Source organism: Microcoleus sp. PH2017_09_SFU_O_A, assembly GCF_020738625.1.
Lineage (GTDB): Bacteria > Cyanobacteriota > Cyanobacteriia > Cyanobacteriales > Microcoleaceae > Microcoleus.
Map to the genome: position 1 here is coordinate 47,653 of NZ_JAEQCF010000022.1, position 25,348 is coordinate 73,000.

General features: G+C 48.5%; 24 protein-coding genes and 1 tRNA gene. 12 read left to right on the top strand and 13 right to left on the bottom strand.

Annotated features, from left to right (window positions below):
- Positions 1 to 9 precede the first annotated feature (9 nt).
- The gene (locus JGK16_RS11030; protein WP_293183305.1) at positions 10 to 354 is read left to right on the top strand and encodes a DUF4870 domain-containing protein; all 345 of its coding nucleotides are present in this window, start codon (positions 10 to 12) and stop codon (positions 352 to 354) included.
- 296 nt (positions 355 to 650) lie between these two features.
- Here JGK16_RS11030 and JGK16_RS11035 read toward each other — a convergent pair whose 3' ends face one another.
- From JGK16_RS11035 to infC, 4 genes are all read right to left on the bottom strand, one after another.
- Complete coding sequence (locus JGK16_RS11035; RefSeq protein WP_293156112.1) at positions 651 to 1,127, bottom strand: cyclic nucleotide-binding domain-containing protein; 477 nt, start codon at positions 1,125 to 1,127, stop codon at positions 651 to 653.
- A gap of 80 nt (positions 1,128 to 1,207) precedes the next feature.
- Positions 1,208 to 1,339, bottom strand: coding sequence for a hypothetical protein (locus tag JGK16_RS11040; protein ID WP_293184651.1), 132 nt, complete (start codon positions 1,337 to 1,339; stop codon positions 1,208 to 1,210).
- Positions 1,320 to 4,370: a HEAT repeat domain-containing protein gene (locus tag JGK16_RS11045; protein WP_293184653.1), complete on the bottom strand. Its 3,051-nt coding sequence runs from the start codon at positions 4,368 to 4,370 to the stop codon at positions 1,320 to 1,322. Before JGK16_RS11045 ends, JGK16_RS11040 begins: the two co-directional genes overlap by 20 nt.
- Positions 4,371 to 4,629: 259 nt before the next feature.
- Entirely contained in the window at positions 4,630 to 5,163 is a 534-nt protein-coding gene (gene infC, locus JGK16_RS11050) for a translation initiation factor IF-3 (protein ID WP_265239585.1), read from the bottom strand.
- A gap of 416 nt (positions 5,164 to 5,579) precedes the next feature.
- Between infC and JGK16_RS11055 the strand changes: the two genes are divergently transcribed.
- Complete coding sequence (locus JGK16_RS11055; RefSeq protein WP_293184656.1) at positions 5,580 to 6,584, top strand: alpha/beta fold hydrolase; 1,005 nt, start codon at positions 5,580 to 5,582, stop codon at positions 6,582 to 6,584.
- Positions 6,585 to 6,681: 97 nt separating this feature from the next.
- Complete coding sequence (locus tag JGK16_RS11060) at positions 6,682 to 6,876, top strand: hypothetical protein (RefSeq protein WP_293184659.1); 195 nt, start codon at positions 6,682 to 6,684, stop codon at positions 6,874 to 6,876.
- A gap of 712 nt (positions 6,877 to 7,588) precedes the next feature.
- On the opposite strand, the gene JGK16_RS11065 is transcribed toward JGK16_RS11060, so the two are convergent.
- Positions 7,589 to 7,750, bottom strand: a complete 162-nt coding sequence (locus JGK16_RS11065) for a hypothetical protein (protein WP_293184661.1) — start codon at positions 7,748 to 7,750, stop codon at positions 7,589 to 7,591.
- A gap of 160 nt (positions 7,751 to 7,910) precedes the next feature.
- Between JGK16_RS11065 and JGK16_RS11070 the strand changes: the two genes are divergently transcribed.
- From JGK16_RS11070 to JGK16_RS11095, 6 genes are all read left to right on the top strand, one after another.
- Positions 7,911 to 9,701 carry an N-acetylmuramoyl-L-alanine amidase gene (locus JGK16_RS11070; protein WP_293184663.1) on the top strand — a complete coding sequence of 597 codons (1,791 nt, stop codon included), beginning with the start codon at positions 7,911 to 7,913 and terminating at the stop codon, positions 9,699 to 9,701.
- A 259-nt stretch (positions 9,702 to 9,960) separates the two neighbouring features.
- Positions 9,961 to 10,821, top strand: coding sequence for a glutamate racemase (gene murI / locus JGK16_RS11075; RefSeq protein WP_293184665.1), 861 nt, complete (start codon positions 9,961 to 9,963; stop codon positions 10,819 to 10,821).
- A gap of 326 nt (positions 10,822 to 11,147) precedes the next feature.
- Entirely contained in the window at positions 11,148 to 11,702 is a 555-nt protein-coding gene (locus tag JGK16_RS11080; protein WP_293184667.1) for an NYN domain-containing protein, read from the top strand.
- A 108-nt stretch (positions 11,703 to 11,810) separates the two neighbouring features.
- Positions 11,811 to 11,882: transfer RNA gene (locus JGK16_RS11085), tRNA-Asn, on the top strand.
- Positions 11,883 to 12,323: 441 nt separating this feature from the next.
- Positions 12,324 to 12,554 carry a DUF433 domain-containing protein gene (locus JGK16_RS11090; protein ID WP_293156139.1) on the top strand — a complete coding sequence of 77 codons (231 nt, stop codon included), beginning with the start codon at positions 12,324 to 12,326 and terminating at the stop codon, positions 12,552 to 12,554.
- The gene (locus JGK16_RS11095) at positions 12,551 to 12,730 is read left to right on the top strand and encodes a DUF5615 family PIN-like protein (RefSeq protein ID WP_293184669.1); all 180 of its coding nucleotides are present in this window, start codon (positions 12,551 to 12,553) and stop codon (positions 12,728 to 12,730) included. The genes JGK16_RS11090 and JGK16_RS11095 overlap by 4 nt, the downstream gene beginning before the upstream one ends.
- 43 nt (positions 12,731 to 12,773) lie before the next feature.
- On the opposite strand, the gene JGK16_RS11100 is transcribed toward JGK16_RS11095, so the two are convergent.
- Complete coding sequence (locus JGK16_RS11100) at positions 12,774 to 13,280, bottom strand: MarR family transcriptional regulator (RefSeq protein ID WP_293184672.1); 507 nt, start codon at positions 13,278 to 13,280, stop codon at positions 12,774 to 12,776.
- Positions 13,281 to 13,364: 84 nt separating this feature from the next.
- On the opposite strand from JGK16_RS11100, the gene JGK16_RS11105 reads away from it, so the two are divergent.
- On the top strand, positions 13,365 to 14,267 hold the full coding sequence (locus JGK16_RS11105) for an EamA family transporter (RefSeq protein ID WP_293184674.1): 903 nt from the start codon (positions 13,365 to 13,367) through the stop codon (positions 14,265 to 14,267).
- Positions 14,268 to 14,359: 92 nt separating this feature from the next.
- On the opposite strand, the gene JGK16_RS11110 is transcribed toward JGK16_RS11105, so the two are convergent.
- The 4 genes from JGK16_RS11110 to JGK16_RS11125 all read right to left on the bottom strand — a co-directional run bounded on the left by JGK16_RS11110 (position 14,360) and on the right by JGK16_RS11125 (position 18,235).
- Positions 14,360 to 15,565 carry a glycosyltransferase family 2 protein gene (locus tag JGK16_RS11110; RefSeq protein WP_293184677.1) on the bottom strand — a complete coding sequence of 402 codons (1,206 nt, stop codon included), beginning with the start codon at positions 15,563 to 15,565 and terminating at the stop codon, positions 14,360 to 14,362.
- 220 nt (positions 15,566 to 15,785) lie between these two features.
- Positions 15,786 to 17,099, bottom strand: a complete 1,314-nt coding sequence (gene cbiE / locus JGK16_RS11115) for a precorrin-6y C5,15-methyltransferase (decarboxylating) subunit CbiE (RefSeq protein ID WP_293184680.1) — start codon at positions 17,097 to 17,099, stop codon at positions 15,786 to 15,788.
- Positions 17,100 to 17,342: 243 nt separating this feature from the next.
- A complete protein-coding gene (locus JGK16_RS11120; protein ID WP_293184683.1) occupies positions 17,343 to 17,498 on the bottom strand; it encodes a hypothetical protein in 156 nt (51 codons plus the stop codon).
- Positions 17,495 to 18,235, bottom strand: a complete 741-nt coding sequence (locus tag JGK16_RS11125) for a DUF1868 domain-containing protein (protein ID WP_293184776.1) — start codon at positions 18,233 to 18,235, stop codon at positions 17,495 to 17,497. Before JGK16_RS11125 ends, JGK16_RS11120 begins: the two co-directional genes overlap by 4 nt.
- Before the next feature lie 544 nt (positions 18,236 to 18,779).
- Between JGK16_RS11125 and holA the strand changes: the two genes are divergently transcribed.
- Both holA and JGK16_RS11135 read left to right on the top strand, forming a co-directional pair.
- Positions 18,780 to 19,757, top strand: coding sequence for a DNA polymerase III subunit delta (gene holA / locus JGK16_RS11130; protein ID WP_293190541.1), 978 nt, complete (start codon positions 18,780 to 18,782; stop codon positions 19,755 to 19,757).
- Positions 19,758 to 20,131: 374 nt separating this feature from the next.
- Positions 20,132 to 21,181, top strand: coding sequence for a hypothetical protein (locus JGK16_RS11135; RefSeq protein ID WP_293184689.1), 1,050 nt, complete (start codon positions 20,132 to 20,134; stop codon positions 21,179 to 21,181).
- A gap of 760 nt (positions 21,182 to 21,941) precedes the next feature.
- Here the strand turns inward: JGK16_RS11135 and JGK16_RS11140 are convergent.
- From JGK16_RS11140 to JGK16_RS11150, 3 genes are read right to left on the bottom strand one after another with little or no spacing between them, the layout of a single operon-like run.
- Positions 21,942 to 24,200 (bottom strand): diguanylate cyclase, encoded by a 2,259-nt coding sequence (locus tag JGK16_RS11140; protein WP_293190542.1) that lies wholly within the window; start codon positions 24,198 to 24,200, stop codon positions 21,942 to 21,944.
- Positions 24,197 to 24,805 (bottom strand): chemotaxis protein CheC, encoded by a 609-nt coding sequence (locus tag JGK16_RS11145; RefSeq protein ID WP_293148579.1) that lies wholly within the window; start codon positions 24,803 to 24,805, stop codon positions 24,197 to 24,199. Before JGK16_RS11145 ends, JGK16_RS11140 begins: the two co-directional genes overlap by 4 nt.
- Entirely contained in the window at positions 24,802 to 25,179 is a 378-nt protein-coding gene (locus tag JGK16_RS11150) for a response regulator (RefSeq protein ID WP_293184695.1), read from the bottom strand. Before JGK16_RS11150 ends, JGK16_RS11145 begins: the two co-directional genes overlap by 4 nt.
- Between the last annotated feature and the right edge of the window lie 169 nt (positions 25,180 to 25,348).

Sequence of the window (25,348 nt, forward strand, 5' to 3'; positions counted from 1 at the left end):
CAAAGTAATATGTACGACTCCGACAAGCGGAAGCTGCTATCACTGGTGTGTCACGGGGCGATTTTTTTCAGCACGTTAGTTTTATCGATCGGAGCGCCGATCGCTGTATTGTTAGTATCTGATGACCCCGTTGTCAAAGAAAACGCCACCGAAGCCATCAATTTTCACTTGAATGTATGGGTGTACAGCGCTGTGATTGTGGCGTTAACTGTGGTGACTTTTGGGCTTGCCGGGTTTATCCTAGTGCCGCTAGGTTATCTCCTACATTGGGGACTGACAATCATGGCTATTATCCACGTGTTGCAAACTCCAAACGAAGCTTACCGCTACCCTTTTATTTTCCGAATAGTTTAGACAGCAAATCGCGCTTCATTATCGATTTTAAACAACCCGATTTCTTCAATAGACCTCTTGCAAAAATCCTTTTAACCAAATTTTGGGACGGGCTAGAAGCCCATCCCACAAGAAAAAAGATTTTTGTGGGATGGGCTTCTAGCCCGAAACCGGGTTTTTAATTGTTTGATAGCAGAAGGAAGAAGGAAGAAGGAAGAAGGAAGAAGGAAGAGGAAAGAAGGAAGAAGGAATAAACTATCCGCAATTCCCAATTCCCAATTCCCAATTCCCAATTCCCAATTCCCGATTCCCAATATTCATCGCATTTCAGGAACTCTCACAGCATCAGGAGGCGGCATAACCGCTTCCTTAGCATTCAACTTGATATTCAACTCGCGAATCCGGCGCGACAGCAAGCGAATAATATTAACAGCAATTCCCGGCGTTTCATCGATCGCATCATAAAGCTGCATTTGAGTCAGCATCAAACACTCCGATTGTTCCAGAGTCGAAATAGAAGCCGATCGAGGTTCCGCATCAAATAGCGACATTTCCCCGAAACAAGCCCCCGCCTTCAACTGTGCCAAATCCCGATCGCCTATATGCACCCGCACCGTACCCGATACCAAGATATAGAGCGATCGACCTTCTTGTCCTTCCGTAAAAATCCTGTGCTTAGAAGGAAACGAAAGTTCGTCCATTACCGATGCTAGACGGACAAGAAAATCATCCCGCAGTTCCTTAAAAATCGGAACTTCCCTGACAAACAATAGGCGTTCGACGCTAGTTAACATAATGCGATGCAGTGATTAATTTAAACTTTAACAAAGGAAGGGGAATTGGGCATTGGGCATTGGGCATTGGGCATTGGGCATTAGGTATTGGGAATTAGGTATTGAAGATAGTTTCTTTTTGTTCCTTCTTCCTTCTTCCTTCTTCCTTCTTCCTTCTTCCTTCTTCCTTCTTCCTTCTTCCCTCTTCCTTCTTTACCTTTTCCCCCCAGCACCCAACTCTGCCATCATCTCTTCAACTTGAGCTGATACCAAATTATCGGGGTCATTTTGCAGCCTCGGCAACAATTCGAGCAAAGCCCGCGGTGAAGCTATTTTCAAATAGGCTAACACTGCTTCGCGGACAAAACCCGTCGGGTGTTGCAGACAGACAAGAGTTTGTTGGGCGGTAAGGCTCCAACGCGCTTCCCTCGCCAAGTGAAAACAGCAAGCTAAAGTCCAATCCGAAAGGAAATGGCGCAATTCCAGTAAGCGGCGCAAACGATCGCTCGGGGATAGAGGTTTGTACACCATTAATTCCGAGAGATTGCTCAATTTCTCTCTTTCCGAGTGCTGATCCAACAAATTGATCAGCGATCGCTTCTTAGCGATATCCACAGTATTGTCGAGAATTTCCAATCCCCTAGCCACCAAAGAAGGTTGGCCAGAAGCGATGTTGAAAGCAGCAGCTTGTACGGTGTCCAACGGATAAAGAAACTTCATCAGCAAAAAACATCGTTCCTTAGCATCAGCTTCCAACCCCGCCAGAGCGCGCTGCAACAATTGAGCCGTATCGTTCTCGGGTGCACCCCTGCTGGCATCTCGATCGGCAAAATTGCCATAGGTTGTTACACCAGACAAATCCACCATAGCTGCATAAATTTGACCGATAAACATCAACTCCTGTTCGATAAGAGTTTCCAATCCGCTGCGGCCGATGCGGTCTAGAATCCCTTCTATACCCGCTTCCGATGGCATTTTCAACAGGATGCGGAGGATGTTGCGCCTGGTAGTTCCCCAAGCCGTCATCAAATTGCTGACCAAAATGTCGATCGCCTCCACAGTCCCTATTTGACCGAGAGCCGTCCAAGCTTGCAATCTGACCAAATCTGACTTATGGATATCCTCAGCCAAATAGACGAGCAAAGGAATCGCATCATTGTGAAGTTTGACGATCGCCTGCAAAGCCGCTTCCCGAGTCGATTTGTAACCGAGTCCGCGCAGCAGCGAAGGATAATATTCTTCCGAATGAGTAGAAGAAATCACGTCTAACAGAGCGCAGCGCACTCGCAGAGATTCATCTTGCAACAGATTGGGAATATAAAGCCGCAGTCCTTGCAAATAATCAGCCTCTCCCAGAGCCCGCGTCCCCATCACCCGTTCTCGTTCCATCTTGTGCGTCAGCATTTGGCGCAGCGTATTAGTAGCCTCTGCCTTTTGCTGGCGATCGCCCCTTCTCATAATTAAAGCAGCCGCCGTACCCCGTACTACCGGATCGACATTCGGCTGCAAATAAGGCCGCAAGTTGTCAATATTCGGTTCAGCCTCCGTCAGCCAGATGTAGCGCAAAGCCAAGGCCAGCACCTCCGGCGGCAAGGATTGCTGCGATAGAGCCCGTACAGCTTCTAAATATTCCGGGTTTGGGTGTTGCAGCATTGTTTCCAAGCTCTGGCGCTGCAAAGCCGAAGGTAACACTTCCAGGATCGGCGCCAAAACTTCTCCGACATTTTTCGGGTCAATTTGCGTCAGCAGTTCTATACAAGAGCGCTTTTCATCTTCGCCACCTGGTTTTTCCAGAGTTTCCACCACTGCCCGTTTGAGAGCTTTCAGGTCAACGTCAGTGACGCCCAAGCGCCCCCGTTCAGCACTTTTGACCAACAAACCCACGTATTGAGAGCGGATCAGCCAGACTACAAACAGCCACACCAGGGCCAAAAGTACGATCGCGCCGATGAATACCAAGCTTTGGTTGTCGTGAAATATCTTTTCCTGTTCGTTGGGAAGTATCTTCTCTGTCACCCACAGCATAATCAGGATGCCAACTCCTGTCACACCGCAGGACATAGGTTCGCCCACACCGTTGACTAGAGTTTGAATTCCCGATCGAATATTGTCAGGAATCGGTTGGAATAAAACCGGGCTCACAGTTTCCAACAGCGTGTAGTGCAGCAGTTCGTCCAGAAATCTCAGCAATATCAGTCCGATGAACACAGATACTAGCTGGCCCAGGGATGCTCCTATCGTCAGCACGCCCAGAATAGCGATTCCCGCCGGCAAAATCATCGCCGTCACGAATACACCGATTCGTTCTACCAAGCGGCTCGATGCGAACCACTGAGTCGCCACTTGAAACAGACCTTGAATCCCCTCGTAAATGCCCAAAAAGCTAGCAATCCAGCTAGCTCCACTAGCGCCGTCCGAAGGGTTTTGGTATTCTAGCTGGCTGTAGAATTGAAAATCTACCAACACATAGAGGACTTCTGCAAGGACGAAAAAACTAACTAGAGGTATGGCGTATTTTTGGAGAGGGCCTGTTATTTTTCGGGCGGTAAATTCTTGTTGGTCGTCTTCGTCCTCGTCATCTGTCCAGTGAGCCGTTTCCGGGAAAGCTTGACGGTATTTTTCTGTGAGGTAGTACAGCAACAGCGAGCCTGTCGCCACCATTAACCCCGATACTAGAGTAACGTTTTTGAGTCCGACTACATAGAGCAAAACTGGCAGAGAAAACCCGCTAACTACCCCAGCCACTAGATAACCACTACTGACTAGCGGATAGGTGCGCTTGATTTCTCTAATATTAAACAGTTGGTTGGAAGTAATGGAAGTATTGAGGTCGTTGAGGACATAGCAAGCTTCCACCCACAGCCACATCAAAAAAATAGTAATAAAAGCGATGCTGATGCCAGCTATCTTAGTATTTTCGTAGCCGATGCCGAATCTAAACAAAAATAGCGGTACCGACATCATTCCCAGAACCGCTACAACGGTGCGTCTCAGCGGCAGGATTTTTTGCATCCACGAGTAGACAAATCCCAAACCAGAACCAATAAAGGCGCTGGCTATATAGATAAAGGGCATTTTGTCCGCACCGAATTCGTCTAAAAACAGACCTACCGTGCTGAGTTCCAGCCAGATCAGCCCGACGGAGGTTAGAGTGTAGACGAGGAACATCAGTATGGTTCGCTCTACTTCTTCCGATCGCAGGTTGAGCGATCGCAGCACTCCTTTTCCTGCTCCCGCCCAAGCGCTGATTTGAAAATTTTCCATGCTTAAGAGTGCGTAGATATCCCGATTTTAGATTTTAGATTTTAGATTTTAGACTTCGGCTAGCGCGAGCATCGAACGATTTTAGATTTGCTCCACAGATGGAATCTAGGAGCTGGAACTTTGGTCTAAAATTTTTGTTTTGACCCTCGACGACTAGAGTCGGAAACCTATATCCTTTTTGGGGCGTGGCAATTAGTCTACCGTCACCAGTCTATTACTATTGACTGATGACTGATGACTGATGACTAATCGCTCATAACTATTTTTTCGGCGACAGCAGCATCATCATACTGCGGCCTTCTTTTTTCGGCGCTTGCTGCACCTCTGCGATTTCCTGCAAATCTGTGGCCATGCGCTTGAGCAAGTCCTCTGCTAGGTTACTGTGTTGGATTTCCCGACCTCTGAACATGATCGTGGCTTTTACTTTGTCCCCAGATTTGATAAAGCGGTCTGCTAGTTTGAGGCGCACTTGGTAGTCGTGTTCTTCAATTTTATAGCGCATCTTCACTTCCTTCACGTCAGCAGTGTGTTGCTTCCGTTTAGCTTCTCGCGCTTTCTTTTCCTGCTCGAATTTGTACTTCCCGTAGTCCATGACGCGACATACAGGCGGGTCAGCTTTGTCGCTGACAAGTACGAGGTCGAGTTCTTTTTCTTCTGCCAGACGCAGCGCTTCTGCGGGTGTCAATATCCCTAGTTGCGCGCCGTCGGTATCGATCACCCGGATTTTGGGGTATCGAATATTTTCGTTAATCTGGGGTAGGTTGCGATTTTGTCTTCTTTCAATCACAGGCATGAATGGTTTTACAATCAGTAGTTTAATATTGAAGCTTCTTGATAATTACAGGTTCGATCGACCAATCTTTCATTTTGTCCGATCGAGCTATTTTGTAAGGTGTTACCCTTACCGGACGTACTACCGCGCCCTCTCTCCCCTCAGCTAAAGCCTTAGGGAATATTTGGACTATCGTAAATGAATTCTTACAATACCTGTTATTCTACTCAGTCTGGCTAAGTTTCTGCTTAGTTTTATTTTAACTTCACACACGATCGCCCGCCCCCGTGCCAGATTGATGGTAAAAAGGTCGCAAATTCCCGGTAAATCGTTAAAAATCAGCTAAAACGGCTTTTATTAGCTAATCTAGCCAGTCCGCTCCGTTCCCCAAGTCCCCTGATTTGCCTTGTAGAATGGGTATAAGCAAATGTAAATTTATGTTGCGAGCTGAGGCAAAATTGACAAATTATCTGCACTGGCACCAACGGGTAGGAACTCAACGAGACTGGGTGTGGCGCGGTTGGCAAACTCGCTACAGCTATTTGCGGCCGGCTTTGGGGAACAATCAAGGCGCGATCGATCTTCCAGATGCTGCTACCAAACCAATAGCCTCCGCCACATCAAGCACCCCAATTATTTTACTGCACGGGTTTGGAGCTTCGATCGGTCATTGGCGTCAAAATCTCGGCCCCCTCGCTGAAAAACATACAGTTTACGCCTTGGATTTGTTGGGTTTTGGCGCTTCCCAAAAAGCTCCCGTTAACTACTCTGTGTCTTTGTGGGTCGATCAAGTGTATGATTTTTGGCTGACTTTTATCAGAGAGCCGGTAGTATTGGCAGGAAATTCGATCGGTTCCCTGATTTGTCTGGCCGCCGCCGCCGCTCACCCGGAGATGGTAGCCGGCACGGTGATGATTAGCCTCCCAGACCCGTCTGTGCGAGCCGAGGCGGTACCCGGATGGCTGTTACCGGCGATCGAAGCTGTGGAAAGCTGGTTTGTTTCTCCGCTCATCCTCAGACCTCTGTTTGCTTTCGTCCGCAAACCTTCAGTTGTCCGCCGCTGGGTCGGCTTTGCCTACGCCAACCCGGAATCTGTTACCGACGAATTAGTGGACATTCTATCAGGGCCTGCGGGCGATCGGGGAGCCGCCCGTACCTTCTGCGCTGTATTTAAAGCTGTAGGCAGTTCACAATTCAGCCCCGGTGTCAAGACTGTACTGCGAAATTCCACAATCCCGATGCTGTTAATTTGGGGCAAACAAGACCGGATGATTCCCCCTCGGTTCGCCCGGCCCCACCAATTTGTCGAATGCAATCCCCAGTATGTAGAGCTAGTTGAATTAGACAATGCCGGCCACTGTCCCCAGGATGAATGCCCGGAACAAGTAAATGAAGCAATTTTGAACTGGATCGATCGAAATTTTGCAGCTAAGGTGAGTTGATTTATTTAATTTTATGGTCGCTTTTTTCAGCAATTTAGAGATTGACAGAATCGCCAAGATACTGTATCTTCTCTAACTGGTAGTATACGTGGGAGTTATGCAGTTAGTCGAAAGGCAGGTCATCAAACCAAATCACAGGTTTTTGCCAGAAGCCGATCGATTGTTTCTGGTGTCGCAAAAACTTGACAACTGCGATAACAATATCTCCGGTCAAAACTTTTCCCCCGTCAAGCAACCAATCCTTTGGCTGTCGATCGTATACGCTCAAAGACTGTTGGTGACAAAGCATTAGGCACCAAACAAAGTGAGACAAAACATTCTCCATTTACAGTTAACAGCATTGACTGGCTATCATCGTTTAAGATTAGCGATGCCGGAAACCTAACTAACAACTAAGTTTCCATTACTACCCAAAATGTCCGACTGTAACAATGCCATAAAAAAAGACGGAAGAGGCGCTATGTAGTTGTATGTCAATGTCAAGCTGTGAGAGACAATGATTTTATAAAAGGATATGCCAGTTGGTCTGGAACTAATATTTAGCTGCATTCAAAAGTCATTTCAATCTGGGAAATCCTGATCATGCTGAAAGTAGGTTGTTAAGTTATCAAGGTAGCCTATGAAAAGTTAGAAGACAATGCAACTGTCAAACGGATTATTACCCTTACTGTAACTATCTCTATCCATTAAAGACCCGTCGTACAGATTCCTTGAAGAGCGTTCAACAGTTGACAGTTGACAGTTGACAGTTGACAGTTGACCGAAGGAGAGCGACCTCTACCTAGAAGGATGAGGATTGGAGTAATGAATAGTCTGATTTTAAATTCTCCCGATCGGGGTTCCGGCTTTCAACCAATTCTTTCTGGTAAAATTTCAACTTCTAACTTCAAGAAATAAGGGTTAATTGCTCCTATAAATAGTAGCAGCACCAGATCGTCCGGATATTATGAATTGCTGAAACCATTGACTTTATTGCTTCTGAGTTCTCTGGCGACGATAGATAATTAAAGTTTTCTAACCGATCGCATTTTAAAAATCCCGATCGCGTGCTCGTTGCCGAACTTCCTTCTTCCTTTTGCTATAAATACCTTCCCTTGTGCCAACAATTTCTCAGTCAGCTTATAACCGATCGCCCCCAAGTATGCAGGAAAGTTCCAAAATGTCATAATTGGGGATTTGGCGGCCAGTTAACGCATAAAAAAGTCATTTAGCCAACAACTGACGGCCCCTGGCCCCCGGTCTGCTGGCGGCGAACTGCTGAAAGCCACTCGGGCAAGCAGCACCCTTCCAGCTTTTAGCAGTAACGCAAACGAGGAAAAAACTGTCGTGAAATTCCACTGGCTACTACCAAGTTTCTTAAGTGTATTTTTGCTCGCCGGAGCCGCCGAAGCAGCTAGACTGCAATCTTGGCGGTTTGATGCTTCAGAGAACCGGCTCTACATTAGAACAGAGGGGGGAGTCCAACCCAAGGCTCAACTGATTTTCAACCCCACGCGATTGGTAATCGACTTACCGGGGACGAGTCTGGGCAGTCCCTCGGTCAACAAACCGCTGTCAGGGGCGATCGAATCTGTGCGAGTAGGACAGTTTGACGACGATACCACCAGAATAGTCGTCGAACTCAAAGACGGGTTTACTCTAGACCCCCAGCAAGTAAAATTTCGGGGCATTTCTGCCAGCGAGTGGACAGTAGATTTGCCCGCACCGGTACGGGGAGGAACTCAAAATTCGATCTCAGAACCCGGGGGAGAAAGATTATCGGTTGAACCTTCAGCAAGGGAAACCCAATCTGCTGAAGCGACTGTAGTTCAGAACGTTCAGGTGACGGCGGACGGTTTTTTGATCCGTACTGCCGGTGGCAACCCCCAAATTAATTTTCAACAAAGTCGGGCCGGGGACATCGCCACCCTCGATATTGAAGGAGCTACTTTAGCTCCGGGCGCGGGCGGCCAACAGCCTCAAACTAACGGCAAGCACGGAGTTGACAAGATTGAAGTCCGGCAATTGCCAACAGATCCGCCCGTTACCCGCGTAACTTTGCGGATGAAGAGTTCTAATACTCAGTGGCGCGCTTCTGTCGGCAATTCTGGCTCGGTTGTGCTATCGCCAGGAGGCACGAGTCCGCCAATCCTGACGCGCTCCCAACCCCTAACTGTTGGGAGACCAGCTCAAGGAAGTTTAGCGAGAGTTCAGTCCATTGATTTAGCGAGTAACGGCACGCAATTCGTGGTGAGAACTGACCGCCAAGTCTCCTATACCAGCGGGTGGGATCAATCATCGAAAGCTTACTGGATTCGGCTTGCTTCTAGTTCTCTGGCGGGGCAAATTCCTCAGCTCGATGGCAACAGTCCTGTATCGTTTACCGCCAGCCAGGAAGACGCGGAGACTGTGGTGATTTGGGTGCAGCCGCGATCGGGGGTACAGGTAGGCAGGGTGACGAGACCTAACCCGCAGATGCTGTCTTTGCAATTGCGATCGAGTGCTAGCGCGCAGTCACCTTTGACTCGCGATCCAAATCCGCAGCCGTTGCCGCCGAGAAGCAGTATAGGAGCGGGTGATTTGCCCCAAGGTTCTAACCGTCGTTTCGTAGTGGCGATCGATCCTGGCCACGGCGGCCGCGATCCGGGTGCCGTCGGGATTGGGGGCATTCAGGAGAAGGAAATTGTTTTAGATATCTCATATCAGGTGGCAAGGCTGCTAGAACAGCAGGGCGTGCAAGCCGTAATGACTCGGACTGACGACAGCGAAATTGACCTAGAACCGAGAGTTTCTTTAGCATCACGGGTGAATGCTACTTTGTTTGTCAGCATTCACGCCAACGCGATTAATATGAGTCGCCCGGATATTAGCGGGATTGAGACTTATTATTTCGATAGCGGGGAAGATTTAGCTCGGGTGATTCACGCCAGTATTTTGGATGGGACGGGGGCGAAAGACCGCCGGGTGCGGCAGGCGAGATTTTATGTTTTGAGGAAGAGTGCTATGCCTTCTGTGTTGCTGGAAGTCGGTTTTGTCACAGGTGCTGAGGATGCTGCTAAACTTTCCGATCCAGCTTACCGGAGTCAAATGGCGGCTTCGATCGCTCGTGGCATTTTATATTATCTTCAACAAAGATAATGGGCGGTTGACAGTTGACAGTGGACAGTTGACAGTTGACAGTTGACAGTTGACAGTTGACAGTTGACAGTTGACAGTTGACAGTTGACAGTTGACAGTTGACAGTTGACAGTTGACAGTTGTAGCCAGAGAAAACGATTAACAAATGACAACAGACAACTGCTTTCCTGTCAACTGCTTTCCTGCCAACAGTTAACAGTTAACAGTCAACAGTCAACAGACAACAGACAACTAACAACTAACAATTAACAATTAACAAATGACAACAGACTCCAGACAACAAAGAATCGGTATATTTGACAGTGGCGTGGGCGGTTTGACTGTTTTGACGCAGTTATACAAACAATTGCCCAACGAATCAATACTTTATTTTGGAGATACGGCAAGGCTGCCTTACGGCACTCGGGCTGCGTCGGAAATTGTGCATTTTGTCCGCGAAATTATGGCCTGGCTGGTGGAACAGGATGTGAAAATGGTCATTATGGCCTGCAACACCAGTTCTGCTTTGGCGATGGAGATGGTGCAGGCTGAGTTTGATATTCCGGTGCTGGGAGTAATTCTGCCGGGGGCCCAGGCTGCGGTGCAGCAAGGCAAGCGGATCGGGGTGATCGCAACTCCTGCTACGGCTGCTAGCAATGCCTATCGAAATGCGATTTTGGAAATGGATGATTCTTGTCGGGTATGGCAGGTTAGCTGTCCGGCTTTTGTGCCTCTGGTGGAGCAAAATCGGATTCACGATCCTTATACTTCTGAGGTGGCTCGGGAATATTTGGCTCCTTTGATTCAGCAGCGAATTGATACGCTGATCTATGGCTGCACTCATTATCCGCTGTTGGCTCCCGTGTTGCGATCGCTCTTGCCTGCTGGGGTGAATTTAATCGATCCTGCGGTGCGCGTGGTGGCTGCTGCTGCCAGAGAATTGGAGGTTTTAGGGCTGCGAAATTCGGGTGCTGCGCTGCCGACTCGTTTTTGCGTGAGTGGCGCCCCGCAGCAGTTTGCGGACTTGTCGGTGCAGTGGCTGGGCTGTACTCCTGCGGTGGAGAAAATATCTCTGCCGACGGTTGTCCGTAGCGAAGCGGGGCGTAAGCCATCGCCCGTATCCGTGGAATCTGTCGAGTAAGCGGAAAAATTTATCGATCGCGCGCTAGCAAAGCTTGCAGAAGACGATCGCACAAATCCCACACCAATTTCCCACAGGAATGCAACTGTAAGCAAACTCCAAACCCTTATGTGACAAGTCATTCCCGATTCTTTAATCAAAAAACGAAAATCGAAAATCGAAAATCGTATCACCCCCCACATCCCAAGCTTTTCGGGATTTGGGGGGTTTAATTATTGCGATCGGAGGTAGCAATCAATCATCAATCTGTAATAAGATTTAACAAAAGCTTTGATGAACAATGCAAATAACGTCCTCTATCTGCTGGAGCTCTTCAGCCTTGAACCATGTCACCCTATATATCGCAAGCAGTGTTACTTGTAGACGGCTATAACATGATTGGACTTTGGCCTCGACTCCGAGAGAAGCGCGATCGCGACGAACTCGAAACAGCCCGCCGCGAGTTGATTGAGGTTTTAGTTAACTACAGCGCCGTTCAAGATTTTGAGGCCAGACTGGTGTTTGACGCTCACTATCGAGATACTCCGAGCGTTAAAGAAATTATTACTAAAAATTTATCAGTGCACTACACTGACTTCGGTCAGACGGCAGATACTTATATTGAAAAGTCTTGTGCTAGTTTGCGCTACGAGTTGCGATCGGTCAAAGGCAAAGGGCGGATGATTGTCGCCACCTCAGACCGAGCGCAGCAATTGACCGTAGTCGGCTACGGTGCCGAATGGATGTCCGCCGAACAACTAGCCGCTGACGTAGAATCCACCGCCCGCCGCAGCGAGCGCCAGCACAAATCCCGCAAACACAACTCCAGTCGCTTTCTGTCGAATTCCCTCGATCCTGAATCGCAGCAGCGCCTCGCCAGAATGAGAATGGGGCTGCATTAGCTGCTGGAACCCGCTTTCTGTACGATCGAAAAAAAGTTTGTCAAAGGCCTTGCCAAATCCTCTAAGTTCAGCTACTATTAGTAAATGTGGGTGACAAAAACCACGCAATCCTCGGTAGCTCAGTGGCAGAGCGATCGGCTGTTAACCGATTGGTCGTAGGTTCAAATCCTACCCGGGGAGTTAGTAAAAGTCTGAAGTTGGAAGTTTCCAGCTTCAGATTTTTTTGTTTTTATTTTCCGATATATTTTTCTATAATGTAGATGCAAACACTTTACCTGTATCGTCAGGAACCCAACTCTAAAGAGATTGGGCTTGCAAGAGAAATCAAGTAAGCCATTCTGACCAGCCTAAGACCTCACGCAGGTCTACGTTATTTGGGTCACGACACCCTGTGGATGCGACGCTAGTCCCCTGCCCTGTCGCTAGTAGTTAAACTGTTTCAAGGTCACTGAAACAGTGCTGCTAGCCGGAAAAAGCCCTTATAACATTGACCGACAAGCGAACATTACCCGAAAGGGATTCGGAGACAACCATATCTCCACAGAGGGGCAACCATACCCCTCTAACCCCGAAAGGGGATTCAAGGCGGTTGAAACCTTTCCCACTTACCAAATATTTTTTATGAGCTATCGCGATATCATCACCATAGAGCCAGATAAGCGTGGTGGCAAGCCCTGCATTCGTCGGATGCGAATTACGGTTTACGATGTTCTTGGCTGGCTGGCTTCTGGAATGTCTATTACTGAGATTATTGACGACTTCCCAGAACTGACAGAAACAGATATTAGAGCCTGTTTAGAGTTTGTCGCCGATCGCGATCGTCGTTTAGTTGCTTCGGTGAGTGTCGCTTGAAACTACTATTCGATCAAAATCTGAGCCGAAAATTAGTTACTCGCTTGGCTGATATTTTCCCTAACGCTAGCCATGTTGAATTTCACGGGCTAGCAGAGAAAACAGATACAGAAATCTGGGATTTCGCTAAGTTGAACGATTTCTGTATTGTGACAAGTATGATTGCAACGAAGTAAAAAGACTTTGTGCATCCGCTGCAATGATTTTTTACTGTCACCGCTACTCCTCAAATGAAATTAAAAGCTTCCGCAGCAGTTGAGCTAGAACTTTACGTTCGGCTTCGTCTAAAGCGCTAAGGAGTCGATGCTCATTGGCAACATGAGCCTCAACAGCTTTCTCGATCGCGTTGAAACCTTTATCGGTTAACTGAATTAGCGTCCCTCGGCGATCGCTCGGATCGTCCATGCGCTTCACAAGATCGGCCCGTTCTAAGCGATCTATACGATGCGTCATCGTACCCGATGAAACCATCAATGTATTGAATAGCTCGGTCGGCGTAAGCTGGTACGGTTGGCCAGAACGGCGCAATGTCGCCAACACATCAAATTCTCCAACGTTCAAGCCAAAGTTGGAAAATGTCTGTTGAAGCGATCGTTCTAAGTATTTGGTCAGTCGCCCCATCCTACCAATAATGCCCATTGGCGACACATCTAAGTCAGGGCGCTCTCTTTGCCATTGAGCCAAAATCGCATCGACTGGATCGGCATTCATTGAAATGCTACTCACCTAAAAATTTTGATGCCAACCATCTTAACATCAAGATAAATGCTAGAATCTTGGCATCAAGTATCTTGACGTTAAGATAAAATTGTGAAGACAGCTACTGTTCGCCTCTCTGATATTCTGCTGACTGCTCTGGCGCCGATGATCTGGGGAACAACTTATGTTGTAGCGACTGAACTCCTGCCCCCTAACCATCCGCTATTAGTGGCTGCTTTGCGATCGCTCCCCATCGGTATTCTGCTAGCAGCCTGGTTTAGACAACTGCCCAAAGGTATTTGGTGGTGGCGTATTCTGCTCTTGGGTAGCCTCAATATCGGAATTTTTCAAGCACTATTATTTGTCGCTGCTTATCGCCTTCCGGGTGGCGTTGCTGCAACGGCAGGCGCAATCCAACCTTTATTAGTCGTATTATTTTCTTCGTTAATATTGAATGAAAAACCGTCTAAGCTGTCTATTGTGGTGGCGATCGCAGGCTTTATTGGTGTCGGGTTGCTGGTTCTGGGCCCTAATGCGCGTCTTGATAGCATTGGCATTGTTGCTGCGATCGCTGGAGCTGCAACAATGGGTCTGGGAACGGTGCTAGTCAAACGTTGGAAACGCCCAGTTTCTCTACTTGTTTTTACAGCATGGCAGTTAACAGTTGGTGGAATCGTTCTGCTGCCGATCGCCCTAGCGATCGAAGGGCCAATAACTCATATCTCAACAACTAACCTATTGGGCTTCGTTTACCTGGGCTTAGTCGGCACTGGAGTTGCTTATGCACTTTGGTTTCGGGGGATTGATAAACTCAAAACATCGGCTGTGGCATCGCTAGGGTTGATGAGTCCTGTAGTAGCAACACTACTGGGATTCGTCTTACTACACCAAACACTTACGCCAATTCAACTGATTGGGATGGGAATTGTTTTGATGAGTGTTTTGATAGGGCAACAAACGGATCGGCTACGTCAACGCTTATCTAATACTTTCAAATCTCGGATCAAAAAATAACTTACAGTCGTCATCCTAAGGTGCGTCAGGAACAAGAGTTTCGAGTTGCATCAACTATTTGGCTGACGCACCCTACGGAATATTACCGAATACTAAACATCGCGTTCCGTGCGTACCCATTTGGTTTGCCGCTTCAGGATAAAACCCAGATATAAAGGGATTTTCCACAGGATGTAAAAAGGAACAGATAATAGAGTTGCGCCGGAAATGTCGGCACGCCCAAATTTTGCCCAAGCGCTGACAATTGAAACTAGAATTAGCAGTCCTTGTACTCCTAATAATATGGCGGGAATCGCGGATGCTCCGATAATTGCTGCTAGTATTGAGGCGGCAAAAGTGGCTAGCCAGATAGCAACTAAAAGGGATAGAGGAGGGACGGCTAAGTCGAGGGCGATCGCCATTAAGTCAAAACGCTGTTGCTCGATCGAAGCTGTCGCCAGCCTGGGAGTTTGAGTTAGCAAGGTTTGTAAGTGTCCGTGTTCCCATCTGGTTCTTTGAGTTTTAGCTACTTGTTCCTGCTGCGGCAAACATCCGGTGACTCGGGCTTCGGGGCAGAATACCGTTGGATGTCCGGCGATCGCCAAATCCAAGCTCATTTGCATATCTTCGACGATATTGCTGCTGGCTAAGGGAACATCTCGAATGATTAACCAGGGAAAAGCCATGCCCGTACCTGTTAGCAATGACGGGAATCCTAACTGTTTTAATCCGCTCGGCCGGACTAAATTTTTAACTAGAAATGCTAAGGCTGAAATGGAATCTTTTGGCGTAGGATTCGGCGGCTGTTCCATTAAATATGTTGCTTGCACCGGTCTTTGTTCTGCCATTGCTACCCGGGCTAATTTGTCGATCGCGTCCGGCTGACAAATGCAGTCGGCGTCAACCATGATGATTACTTCTGGGGGGTCTGAGGCGATCGCAGTCAAGCCGAAATCTAGGGCGTATCCCTTCCCCTTGCGTTCTGTGTCGTGGCGCTCGATCGCGCTTGCACCGCTGTTACGGGCGATTTCTGCTGTGGCGTCGGTGCAGTTGTCAGCAATCACTAACAGCCGGTCTTGAGGTGTTAGCTGTGGCAATATAGTGGAGATGGTGGCGGCTATTCCTGCTGCTTCGTTGTAGGCGGGAATTAAAACTGCTACTTTGGGGCGGGGTTCTTCAGTTTCCGCTGTAGTGCCAAAGCTGGACAGGAAAGCTGCACAGCATTCTAGGAATAGAACTGCAACCGGAATTAGAACGATCAGGGCGATCGCCGAGAGTACAACATCAACAAATAGGAACCCTAGCTGATTTATTTGCACAATTCTAGTACCTTAATTTAATTTAATTTGCTGCGGTCATTGAGTTGATTTAATCAATTTGCACCCTGGTCTACTCAGCGAGCAAACCTATTATCTAAGCTATCATAATATCATGTCCTGAAAAATCACCATTATTAGGTGCGAGCCTTCGAGAAGACGGGATATTATGCAGCGATTCATCTGCGTTCATCTGCGTTCATCTGCGGTTAAAATTCTAGAATTAATTCAAATGTCGATCGATCGTCACAATCGAAATTGGATTCAACGCATCAAAACGAGTCAAACTGCCCCCAGACACAGAACGCGATAACTGCACCTGCACGATGCGGTAACTCCAGTGCGGTTCCCGGCGCACCCGATCGCCAATCCAGCTTAAAACAGTAGCAATATCCTCAAAAACATCCAAAGCTAGGACGATCGACCCTCCAGCGAGCAGCCGCAGAGCGCAAACGCCCAAAATTTTAGTCAACCCTCCACCGCTACCACCGATAAAAATCCGGTGCGGCGGACGCAAGCGGTGCAAGATTTCCGGGGCGGTTCCGTGAATCGAAAACACATTTTGCAACTCAAAACGGCGACAATTGAGTTCGATCGCAGAAGTGCCAGAAACCGTTTGTTCGATCGCGTATACTTCGGACTGCGGGAATAAACGAGCAATCTCGATCGAGACAGAACCGTTACCAGCACCCACATCCCAGACAACTTGTTCGGGTTGCAAAGCCAATTGTGCCAGTACCAACACCCGCACTTCCCGTTCAACCGTCAAACCAGGCCTGTCGCCACAACCGATAAAAGCTGCATCGGGAATACCCAACAAAGGCAACTTTCCCAAATCCAAAGCTTCTATCGGCGGGGAGTGCCGCAGCATCACCACCACGCTCAGAAGTGCAAAATCCTCTCCCAGCAAAGCTTCCAGAGACTTGTAACCCACGCGTTCTTCGGCGGAACCCAAATTTTCGCCAACCCAAAACTGGTAGCGTGTGGGCAAATCCAGAGCTTTCACCAAACTTGCGATCGCCGCCGGAGTGCGAGTTTCGTCTGCGAGTACCGCAATTTTCTCAACACCCAGCTTGAGTTTTGCCGTCAGTTCCTCAAAAAAACGTCCCTGGGAACCCACAAAATGAGCATCCTGCCAAGGGACGTGCAAGCGGTTAAAGGCCAACTGCACGCAGCTTGCATGGGGGTGAAAAGTCAATTTATCCGGCGGCAGTTGGGAAATGAGCAACTTTCCCCAGCCGTGGAACAGCGGGTCTCCGGCTACTAAAATTACAATCAGTTGATGCGAGGGGGTGGAGGGGGGCGAAAAAGTCCCTGCATCTGGCTCTAAATTCGCATCTGCGGCCAACCAACGCCTAATTTCCAGAATTGCTTCGGTTAAATCTTCCAACGCCCAGCGCTCGCAGGATTGCTGGGGAAAATAGCTCAAATGCCGATCGCTCCCGATGAGCAGAGCGGCCATTTCTACAACCTGCCGCGCCGATTCGCTCAGCCCAGCAGCTCCATCTAAACCAATACCAACAACGTGTACAGTCACTTTTGCATTAAAAATTAAAAAACCAGAATTACTGATTTTTCCTGGTTTCTCATGAATTTTTTGCTTGATTTTGTTGTCAAGTCAGAATAATTAAAGCATTTTATAAGCAGTATTTTGAAGGTTGGGACAGAGGAGAGGGGGAGAGGGGGAGAGGGGGGAGAGGAGGAGAGGGGGAGAGGGGGAAGAATTGGGAGAGGGGGAGAGGGAAGAGGGGGAAGAATTGGGAAAATCTTCCTTGATTCCTCATAATTCTGGCTTGTATCGGTTAAATTCCGTACTTTGCTCGTTGCCGAACTTCGCTCGAACCTCTTTCTTCCTTCTTCCCTCTTCCTTCCTTCTTCCCTCTTCCTTCCTTCTTCCCTCTTCCCTCTTCCTTCTTCCTTCTTCCTTCGTGGTCAAAACTCAAAAACAGGCCAATCCGGTTGCCGCACGTAGCTAGTCATATCGTCAAACTTCCGCAGTTCGGCTTTGTGCACCCACAGATCCTGGGGCGTGTCGAGCCATTGGTCGTTTAACTCAGCCATCAGGGCAGAAAAATGAGCGCGGTCTAGGTTCGGCCCGGTATCCCCAAAATAAGCCAGAGTAATGTGTGCCGTAAAATGATATTGCTGTTCAATTCCCAAGGCAATTAAATCGGGATTTTGATAGATCGATCGACGAAACTCCAGAATTTGCTTGTAAGAGTTTTCGTCCGTCGGTGCCAAACAGACACCTACAGCCCTAGTCATCACCATCAACCCCAGCACCGTCCAGCGTATGGGAGAGCCGCCCGCCAAGGGTTTGCAGGCCGCAAAACCATCTTTCATGCGCCCGCGCAGTTGACCCTCAAATTCTGGATTTTTCTCAGAGGCATCTCGAAAAGCGCTGCTCCAAATCAGATCGGCGACGGTTAAATGGAAGCTATCAGGAGGCAGTGCTACGATCGCACCGTCCGCGATTTCCTGCAATAGCCGTTGTTGGACTGAGTGTAAATTAGTATAAAGTGCAGTATTGTCTGCATCTTCCCCCGCAGGTGGCGTAATCACCGAATAACCCGGAAAAGGTACAGGAGTTCTGTGACCGGCTTCATCAGGCTTAAATTTTGGAGATTCCTGAATGTGTTCCACCTGGGACTTGTAGGAGTCCAGCAGCGTCATTCGCGCCACCCGATTTACGTAAGCTTGATAAGTATCATCCAATCTTGATTTCCTCGCGGTGAAATACTGCCACACCAAATTTTATATTATGGTGCGGGCTTTCAACAGATACATTTAACCCGGCAAATCCAGGACTAAGCCTGATACTACCGTGTATGGCAATACAGAAAAAGCTGCAAGCTCTCCTGTCAAGGAGGTATCTCTCAAAGCTTTCAACAGGATATTGAAAGCGCCATTTGAATTTATGTCCACACTTTGAACAGGTTTTTGATGTGTATTCTTCCGTTATGCCTACTACAAAACTGCCATTTAACAGCAGCTTGATGCTTCAACATTTGCTGGAAATGATAATGACTCAAAGTGACCATGGTCTTAGCTGTTTTAGTCGCTAAAGCATTTTTTTCTCAATCTACACTACCAGCTTTTACCTAATTATTCAAGAAGTTTCTAGAAAATCATTTACTTTGTATCAAGAGTCTGATTCAGGATATGTTGGACTTCGGGATCGTGCAAATCTGATTTTTTGGGCTGCTGAACTTGAAATATGCCAATTTACCTGTTTTGGGGGGAAGACGACTTTGCGATCGCGCAAGCAGTCACAAGTTTGCGCTCCTCTGTCCTCGATCCCAACTGGGCTAGTTTTAACTATGACAAGATTGTTGCCGATCGACCCGACGCTGTGGTTGAAGGACTCGATCGAGCCTTAACCCCGCCCTTCGGTACCGGCAGCCGTTTTGTCTGGCTGGCAAATACGACTGTAACGCAGCAGTGTTCTGCGGAACTTTTAGCCCAATTGGAACGCACGCTGCCGGTGATTCCCCCTACCACGGTATTGCTGCTGACATCCGTCAAAAAACCCGACAGCCGGCTCAAATCTACGAAGTTAATCGCCAAGTCCGCCGAATTTCGAGAATTTTCACCGATTCCGCCTTGGAATGAAAAAGAGTTAGCCCAGCGGGTGCGCCAAGTCGCCGGCGAAATGAATGTCAAATTGACCGCCACGGCGATCGAACTTTTAGCCGAATCCATCGGTAGCGATACGCGCGGGCTATACAGCGAACTCGAAAAATTGCTGCTGTTTGCCGGCAATCGCAGTCAACCTCTCAACCCCGAGGAAGTCGCCGCACTGGTGCACTGTAACGCCCAGAATACCTTCCAGCTAGCCGATGCGATTCGCGAGGGCAAGACTTCCGCTGCTTTAGAGTTATTGGCGGGCTTAACGGCTCAGAGCGAACCTGGTTTGAGGATTGTGGCGGGCTTGACTGGTAAGTTTCGGATTTGGCTGTGGGTGAAGGCAATGATCCAAGCGGGCGATCGCGATGATAAAATTGCTCAAGCTCTAGACCTCGGCAATCCGAAACGAATATACTATTTTCGCCAAGAAGTCAAGAACGCCAGCTTAGAAAAACTACAAAAAAGTTTGCCTTTGCTGCTAGAGTTAGAAGCTTCTTTAAAGCGGGGCCGGGAAGAAGTCTCAACCCTGCAAACCAAAGTAATAGAACTTTCTAGCTTGTTTCGGTGAGGAGAGACAGCCCAGCAGGAGCGGGCCGTGACTTTCAGTCAGTTGACAGTTGACAGTTGACAGTTGACAGTTTGAGGGCGACCTCTACCTGGAAGGAAAAGGATTGGAGTAATGAATAGGCTTCTTTTAATTTCTCCCGATCGGGCGGGCGGGCTTTAAACCAATTCTTTCTGGTAAATTTTTACAACAAATTGCGCGATCGGATATATGCTGGATATCCGATCGCGCGCAAAAATCTCAATAGCTACGAGAAATAATCTCAGAATGCCACAGTAGAAGTTAATGTGGTAAATAAATATTGTCCGCCGCCGAACGCCGATCGATTAATATTATTTGCCGGCTCTCCACCCCCCCCAAAAAAAAGAGCGCTACCCATGACACAACAGAACCTGCGGGAACTTCTGAAGCAGGGCGATCCAAAAGCGATCGCATCTAGCATCAACCGTACACTCAAACCCAAAGGCATCAACGCCGATGTGACGCGGGACAACGGCTGCCTCCACATAACTCTGGAGTCAGGCAAAGTACCGAGTCAAATGGCATTGGTGGATTTCATCCGCAGCGGGATGACGAATTTGGGAGTCGAATCAATTCACACTGTCAAAGTTTACGGGCGTCGCACAGGTGACGGCTCCCCTGCGTGGGAAGATGAAATAGATCTGATGCCAGCAGATCCAATGCTTTATGCCTCGGATACTGGAATGCCTGACGACTCTGTAGGTTTAGATGATGTCGAACCCGATGGCGAAGACTATTATCAAGAGGGACAATTCGATCCAGATGACGACGAGGAAGACGACGAGGAAGACGAAGACGAAGATGTAGCCCCCCCTCCGAAAAAACAATTCCCAAAATGGGCAATACCTGTGGGTATCTTAGTGCCTTTGGGGGCGATCGCAGCGCTTTACTTGACTGGAAATTTCCCCTTCGGTGGCGGCTCGAACCCTGAACCGAGCGCCCCCGAAGCAGCTTCGCCCTCCCCCAAAAAAGCCACATCTCCTGCGTCTAAAGCCACATCTCCATCTCCCAGCGCATCTGGCGAGGCCCCACAGGCAGCATCTCCTCCTGCACCAAAAGCCGCTCCCACTAATGCTGCTACGCCCGCGAGCCCTGTTCCCAAACCTCCTGCGCCCAAGGCAGCATCTCCTGCGCCAAAAGCAGCATCTCCTGCACCAAAAGCCGCCGCGCCTAAGCCTGACTCTTGGAGGGAAGGCGTTAACAACGCTCAGAAGGCGGCAGTTTTGGCACAGACGGCTCAATCTCAAGCAGAGTGGATTGCGGTAGCAAGCGAATGGCAGAAAGCGGTTCAGCTTATGAGAGCCGTGCCGTCAACTAGCCCCAACCATTCAAAGGCTCAGCAAAAAGCGGCAGAGTACCAGGCAAATCTGATTGTTGCCAACCGCAGGGCGGCGGCAGCACCTTAATAGTTTTGAGTTTTAAGTTGAATACTTGATGTGCTAAAAAGTCAAAAGTCAAAAGTCAAAAGTAAAAAATCTTGTTTTTACTGAAAGCTTTATTACTTTTGACTTTTTTGAATTTTACTCATATCGAGTCCGGTCGCACCGTCCTGGCTATAATGGCGGTGTGGTGAAGAGCGTGCGATCGTACAATTATGGTCAAGCGTCTGGTTGTTGAACCACATCTTTCAGTAGAAGAAGTTGAAGGCAACTACGGTTAGGAATCCGACCCGATCGATCTCACTTGGTACCATACTATCTGGCTGGAACGCTATAAGATTGGTAGCCAAAAAGGTACTATTTCATCGCTGTCAAGACTTAATTCCTGGTTTAACTTTCTTTAATTGGTGGCATTGTTCTATTGCTAATTGCGATCGAAGCCTACCATACAAGTTTGGTAGCAGCGGACTTGATATTAAACTTTAATCTATACTGGGAGCATTCTCGGTCAAACAAGTGATAAAGTCAGTAAAATTGTCAGAAAAAACTGATTGTATTTGAGACTTTTTCTTGCCAAAGCTGGTTCCAAAATGCTAGAATAAAAATGTCTCCGGTGTTGAAGTTATAGCGGTAAAAAAAAGAATGTAACTGTAGGCAAGCTCGAAAGCCTGATAGTGATAAGTCATTCTAAAATATTTAATTTAAAATATTTAATCTAAAATATTTAATGGTATTAGTGCCGGATTCGGGTCAGTGTCTATTCCGAATTCACAAATATTGGCAGAAGTCAAGCGCTTGTGGGTGAGGGGAAATTAGTATTGGGTAGGGAAAAGTCAACCGGGCGCACGGGAGGGGCTGTGCCGTTGGTTTTGGCTGTGGGAGGGTCTGGTTGGTAAACTTGGATGCGATCGCGCCCGAGATCTTTAGCTTGGTACAGCGCTGCGTCGGCTGCGTCAATCAATATCGAGGCTGGGGATTTAGATGCAGGAACCGTACTCGCTGCTGCGTCGGCTGCGTCGATCGCAATAGAGGCTTCGGATTCAGAGATAGGAACCATAGTCGCTATCCCCAGACTGACAGTGACGTAGTTGCTCACCTGAGAACCAGCGTGAGGAATCTGTAAAGCTGCGATTTTGAGCTGTATGTGTTCGGCTACCAGCTCGGCCCCTTCACTCGCCGTATTCGGCAAAATAACGGCAAATTCTTCGCCTCCGTAGCGAGCTACTAAATCGGCAGGGCGATTAATTGCTTTGCCGATCGCCTGGGCGACTTGCCGCAAACACTCGTCTCCCTTTGGATGTCCGTAGGTATCGTTATAAGTTTTAAAAGAATCAATATCGCACAAAATTAGGGACAGAGGTGTTTGTTCCCGCGCTTGTCGGCGCCACTCCCTGTCTAAATACTGATCGAACCGACGGCGGTTTGCTAGCTGCGTGAGTTCGTCTAAAGTTGCTAAACGCTCTAACTTGAGGTTGGCTGCTTGCAACTGCTGGTAGAGTTCTGCTTGTTTGATCGCGATCGCCAACTGAGTGGCCAGAGAAGACAATAACTCGACTTCCAACTGCATCCACTGTCGGGGACTGCACTGGTGAGCCATCAGCAGTCCCCACAATTCCTCCCCTTGCACTAGCGGTACTACCAAATAAGCTCTGACTTCAAATTGTGCGAGCAAGTCAATTTGAGCGTGCGGCAAATCGGCGGCGGAGACATCCGCGATCGGTCGGATCGCCCGATGTTGGTAGGCTTCAAGATAGAACTCGTCAAAACAGAAATTTTCCAGGGTTTCTCCCAGCATCGGCCGACAGTTGAGTGCTACAGATTCCACTGTCACCGCCCCCGTCGGGGGTGTGGCGCAGTGACTGCCCGTACAGGGGTTAAAGCGGACGATCATCACTCGATCGGCCTGAAGGAACTGGCGCACTTCTGTCACTGTCGTGCTGAGCACTTCGCCCAAATCTAGAGACTGGCGGATGTGCTGAGTAATCGTCGCCATCAGCAGTTCCCGTTCGTTTTGTTGTCGCAGCGCCTCTTCTGCCTGCTTGTACTCGGTAATATCTTGAGCAGTGCCGAAAATTTGTTTGGGCTTCCCCTCTGCTGTGCGGGCGAACACTTGATCGCGGCAGCGAAAGTGGCGCCATTCGCCCGATCGGTGTTGGAGCCGATAGTCCAACTCCAAAATATGCCCGTCTGCGACTGAGGGAAATTTTTGCAGGTGGGCGGATAGCCTCGGCAAATCTTCTGGGTACACCAAACTGGAATACAAAGCTGTTTGCATCTGTAAAATTTCTTGGGGAGTGTAGCCTAGCAGCTTAGAAGCTTGACCGTTGACATAGACGTTGCGCTGTTCGGTCAAGTCGTAAATGTAGAGTAAGTAAGGCGCCACATCGGCAATCTGCTGGATGAAATGCTGGCTCTCGCGCAATTCTGCTTCCACCCGCTGGCGCACTTCCACTTCTTCCAAAGCTTGATCTCGCATCGTGCGGTAAGCTTGGATGCGGTGGGTGAGGTCGGTTACGTCTTGTATTACCAACAGGGCGTAAAACGATTGGCAGTTTGGTGGGATAAAGCCGTAAGGCGAAATTGAATCCCGAAAGTTTGACGGCAATGCGACACCAACAGAATCTCCTTGTCGCACCATACTATCTGGTTCCAACTCCACAGTCGATCGAATCAAGTTGGGAATATTCAGTTCTGCAACGCCCGGTGAAAGTGCAGGGACAGCCGTCACAGTAGTTTGCTGGATGCGCTGCTGGCCCTCTTGCCAAGTTGCCGGAATCAGGTGCTTGTGAATTTGAGAAGAAAAAATTGTTGGCGGGCCTCCTGCAAAGATTTGCTGGAAGCGATTTGCGTACTTGAGCTGGCTCAGGTGAGGAAAATGAGTTGTGATCTTGGTTCCCAACATTTGCTCGCGCCCAATTTTCGTCCAGTCTTCCAGACAGGCATTCCAAAACAGCACCACAAAATCATCTCGCAGCAGGCAGGCGCCGACTGGTACACTGTCGAGAACTCCAAACTTTTCCTCAATAGTTTTGCTCTCCTCGATCATAGACCCCCGGCAAGTTGATTGATCGCAGCCAACAAGGCGTCAAAGGAACTGACATTGAAAATGAGGATGATATCTCCTTCAATGTGAAGCCTTTCAATAATGAAACGGGTTTGGGCTAATAAAACCACTGTATCAGCAGCCAAACCGCCAGATGTGAGCAAAGTCGCGATCGTCCCTTCCGTGTAATTGGGAATTGAGTAGTTCAGGCGCTGCTGAAGTACGTTGCTGATTGCACCCATGACCCCGTTGATTACAATATTTCCTACTTCACTCAGCGTACCAATTTTGACCGAATCCAGGTCGTGAGTTCCAGCTTCTTCCCCAGTCAGCATGGTCACGAGCGTGGCCGCACTGTTGGTGGGAAAGACTAGCTGGGCAATGCCTCCAAAGGAACCAGTAAATTTGAGCTGGACGGCGGAAATTTGTTCGCCGTTGAGGTGCTGCTCTAATTCTGTTTGCACGTCGGCTGGAGACAGGATTTGGAGGTAGGGAATTTGCAAGCGAATGGGAGATTCGATCATGTCGTTCAAAATCCCTGCTGCTTGACCGATCCCGATGTTGACGAGTTCCTGCAAAGCATCGAGCTGTCGAGCGCTTAATTTCATGGGGCGCTCTCCTCGCTGGCACTGAGAGCTTTTTTGATCCACCCGATTAGTTCGTCTGAGTTGGGCATTTTGTGAATTACTGCCAGGGCTCCGAGTTCCATGCATTCGGATTTGGTGGTTGCTTGAATATCTGCGGTAATGACGATGACTGGAATGTTATATCCTCGATCGCGCATGGCTTGCAGGACTTCGCGACCTTCCATTTCTGGCATCAGCAAATCTAAGAGCATACAGTTTGGGGTCTTAGCGGCCAGAAGTTCCAGAGCTTCCGGGCCGCTCGATGCTTCCCAAGTCTCGTATCCTTCTGCTCGCAGGATTTTGCAGATCACCCTGCGAGTCAACCACGAATCTTCGACAACGAGAATTGATGTCACTACGTTCTCCTCCTTCAATTGTTTAGGACTGACCGATGTTGCAGGCACTGCTTCGATCTTGACAGTAGTTTAAACTGTTGGGATCGCCTGCGATCGCTCGCATTAGGTGAATTCCTGTTCTTAAAAACTAACGCATTAAGGTGTTCGATAGTCTAGTCTCTTTGATTAT

Bases quoted from the DNA above. Each gene is read 5' to 3' on its own strand.
- JGK16_RS11030 (WP_293183305.1), top strand. From the start codon at position 10: ATGTACGACTCCGACAAGCGGAAGCTGCTATCACTGGTGTGTCACGGG.
- JGK16_RS11035 (WP_293156112.1), bottom strand. From the start codon at position 1,127: ATGTTAACTAGCGTCGAACGCCTATTGTTTGTCAGGGAAGTTCCGATT.
- JGK16_RS11045 (WP_293184653.1), bottom strand. From the start codon at position 4,370: ATGGAAAATTTTCAAATCAGCGCTTGGGCGGGAGCAGGAAAAGGAGTG.
- infC (WP_265239585.1), bottom strand. From the start codon at position 5,163: ATGCCTGTGATTGAAAGAAGACAAAATCGCAACCTACCCCAGATTAAC.
- JGK16_RS11055 (WP_293184656.1), top strand. From the start codon at position 5,580: ATGTTGCGAGCTGAGGCAAAATTGACAAATTATCTGCACTGGCACCAA.
- JGK16_RS11060 (WP_293184659.1), top strand. From the start codon at position 6,682: ATGCAGTTAGTCGAAAGGCAGGTCATCAAACCAAATCACAGGTTTTTG.
- JGK16_RS11065 (WP_293184661.1), bottom strand. From the start codon at position 7,750: ATGACATTTTGGAACTTTCCTGCATACTTGGGGGCGATCGGTTATAAG.
- murI (WP_293184665.1), top strand. From the start codon at position 9,961: ATGACAACAGACTCCAGACAACAAAGAATCGGTATATTTGACAGTGGC.
- JGK16_RS11080 (WP_293184667.1), top strand. From the start codon at position 11,148: ATGTCACCCTATATATCGCAAGCAGTGTTACTTGTAGACGGCTATAAC.
- JGK16_RS11090 (WP_293156139.1), top strand. From the start codon at position 12,324: ATGAGCTATCGCGATATCATCACCATAGAGCCAGATAAGCGTGGTGGC.
- JGK16_RS11125 (WP_293184776.1), bottom strand. From the start codon at position 18,235: ATGACGCTGCTGGACTCCTACAAGTCCCAGGTGGAACACATTCAGGAA.
- holA (WP_293190541.1), top strand. From the start codon at position 18,780: ATGCCAATTTACCTGTTTTGGGGGGAAGACGACTTTGCGATCGCGCAA.
- JGK16_RS11135 (WP_293184689.1), top strand. From the start codon at position 20,132: ATGACACAACAGAACCTGCGGGAACTTCTGAAGCAGGGCGATCCAAAA.
- JGK16_RS11140 (WP_293190542.1), bottom strand. From the start codon at position 24,200: ATGATCGAGGAGAGCAAAACTATTGAGGAAAAGTTTGGAGTTCTCGAC.
- JGK16_RS11145 (WP_293148579.1), bottom strand. From the start codon at position 24,805: ATGAAATTAAGCGCTCGACAGCTCGATGCTTTGCAGGAACTCGTCAAC.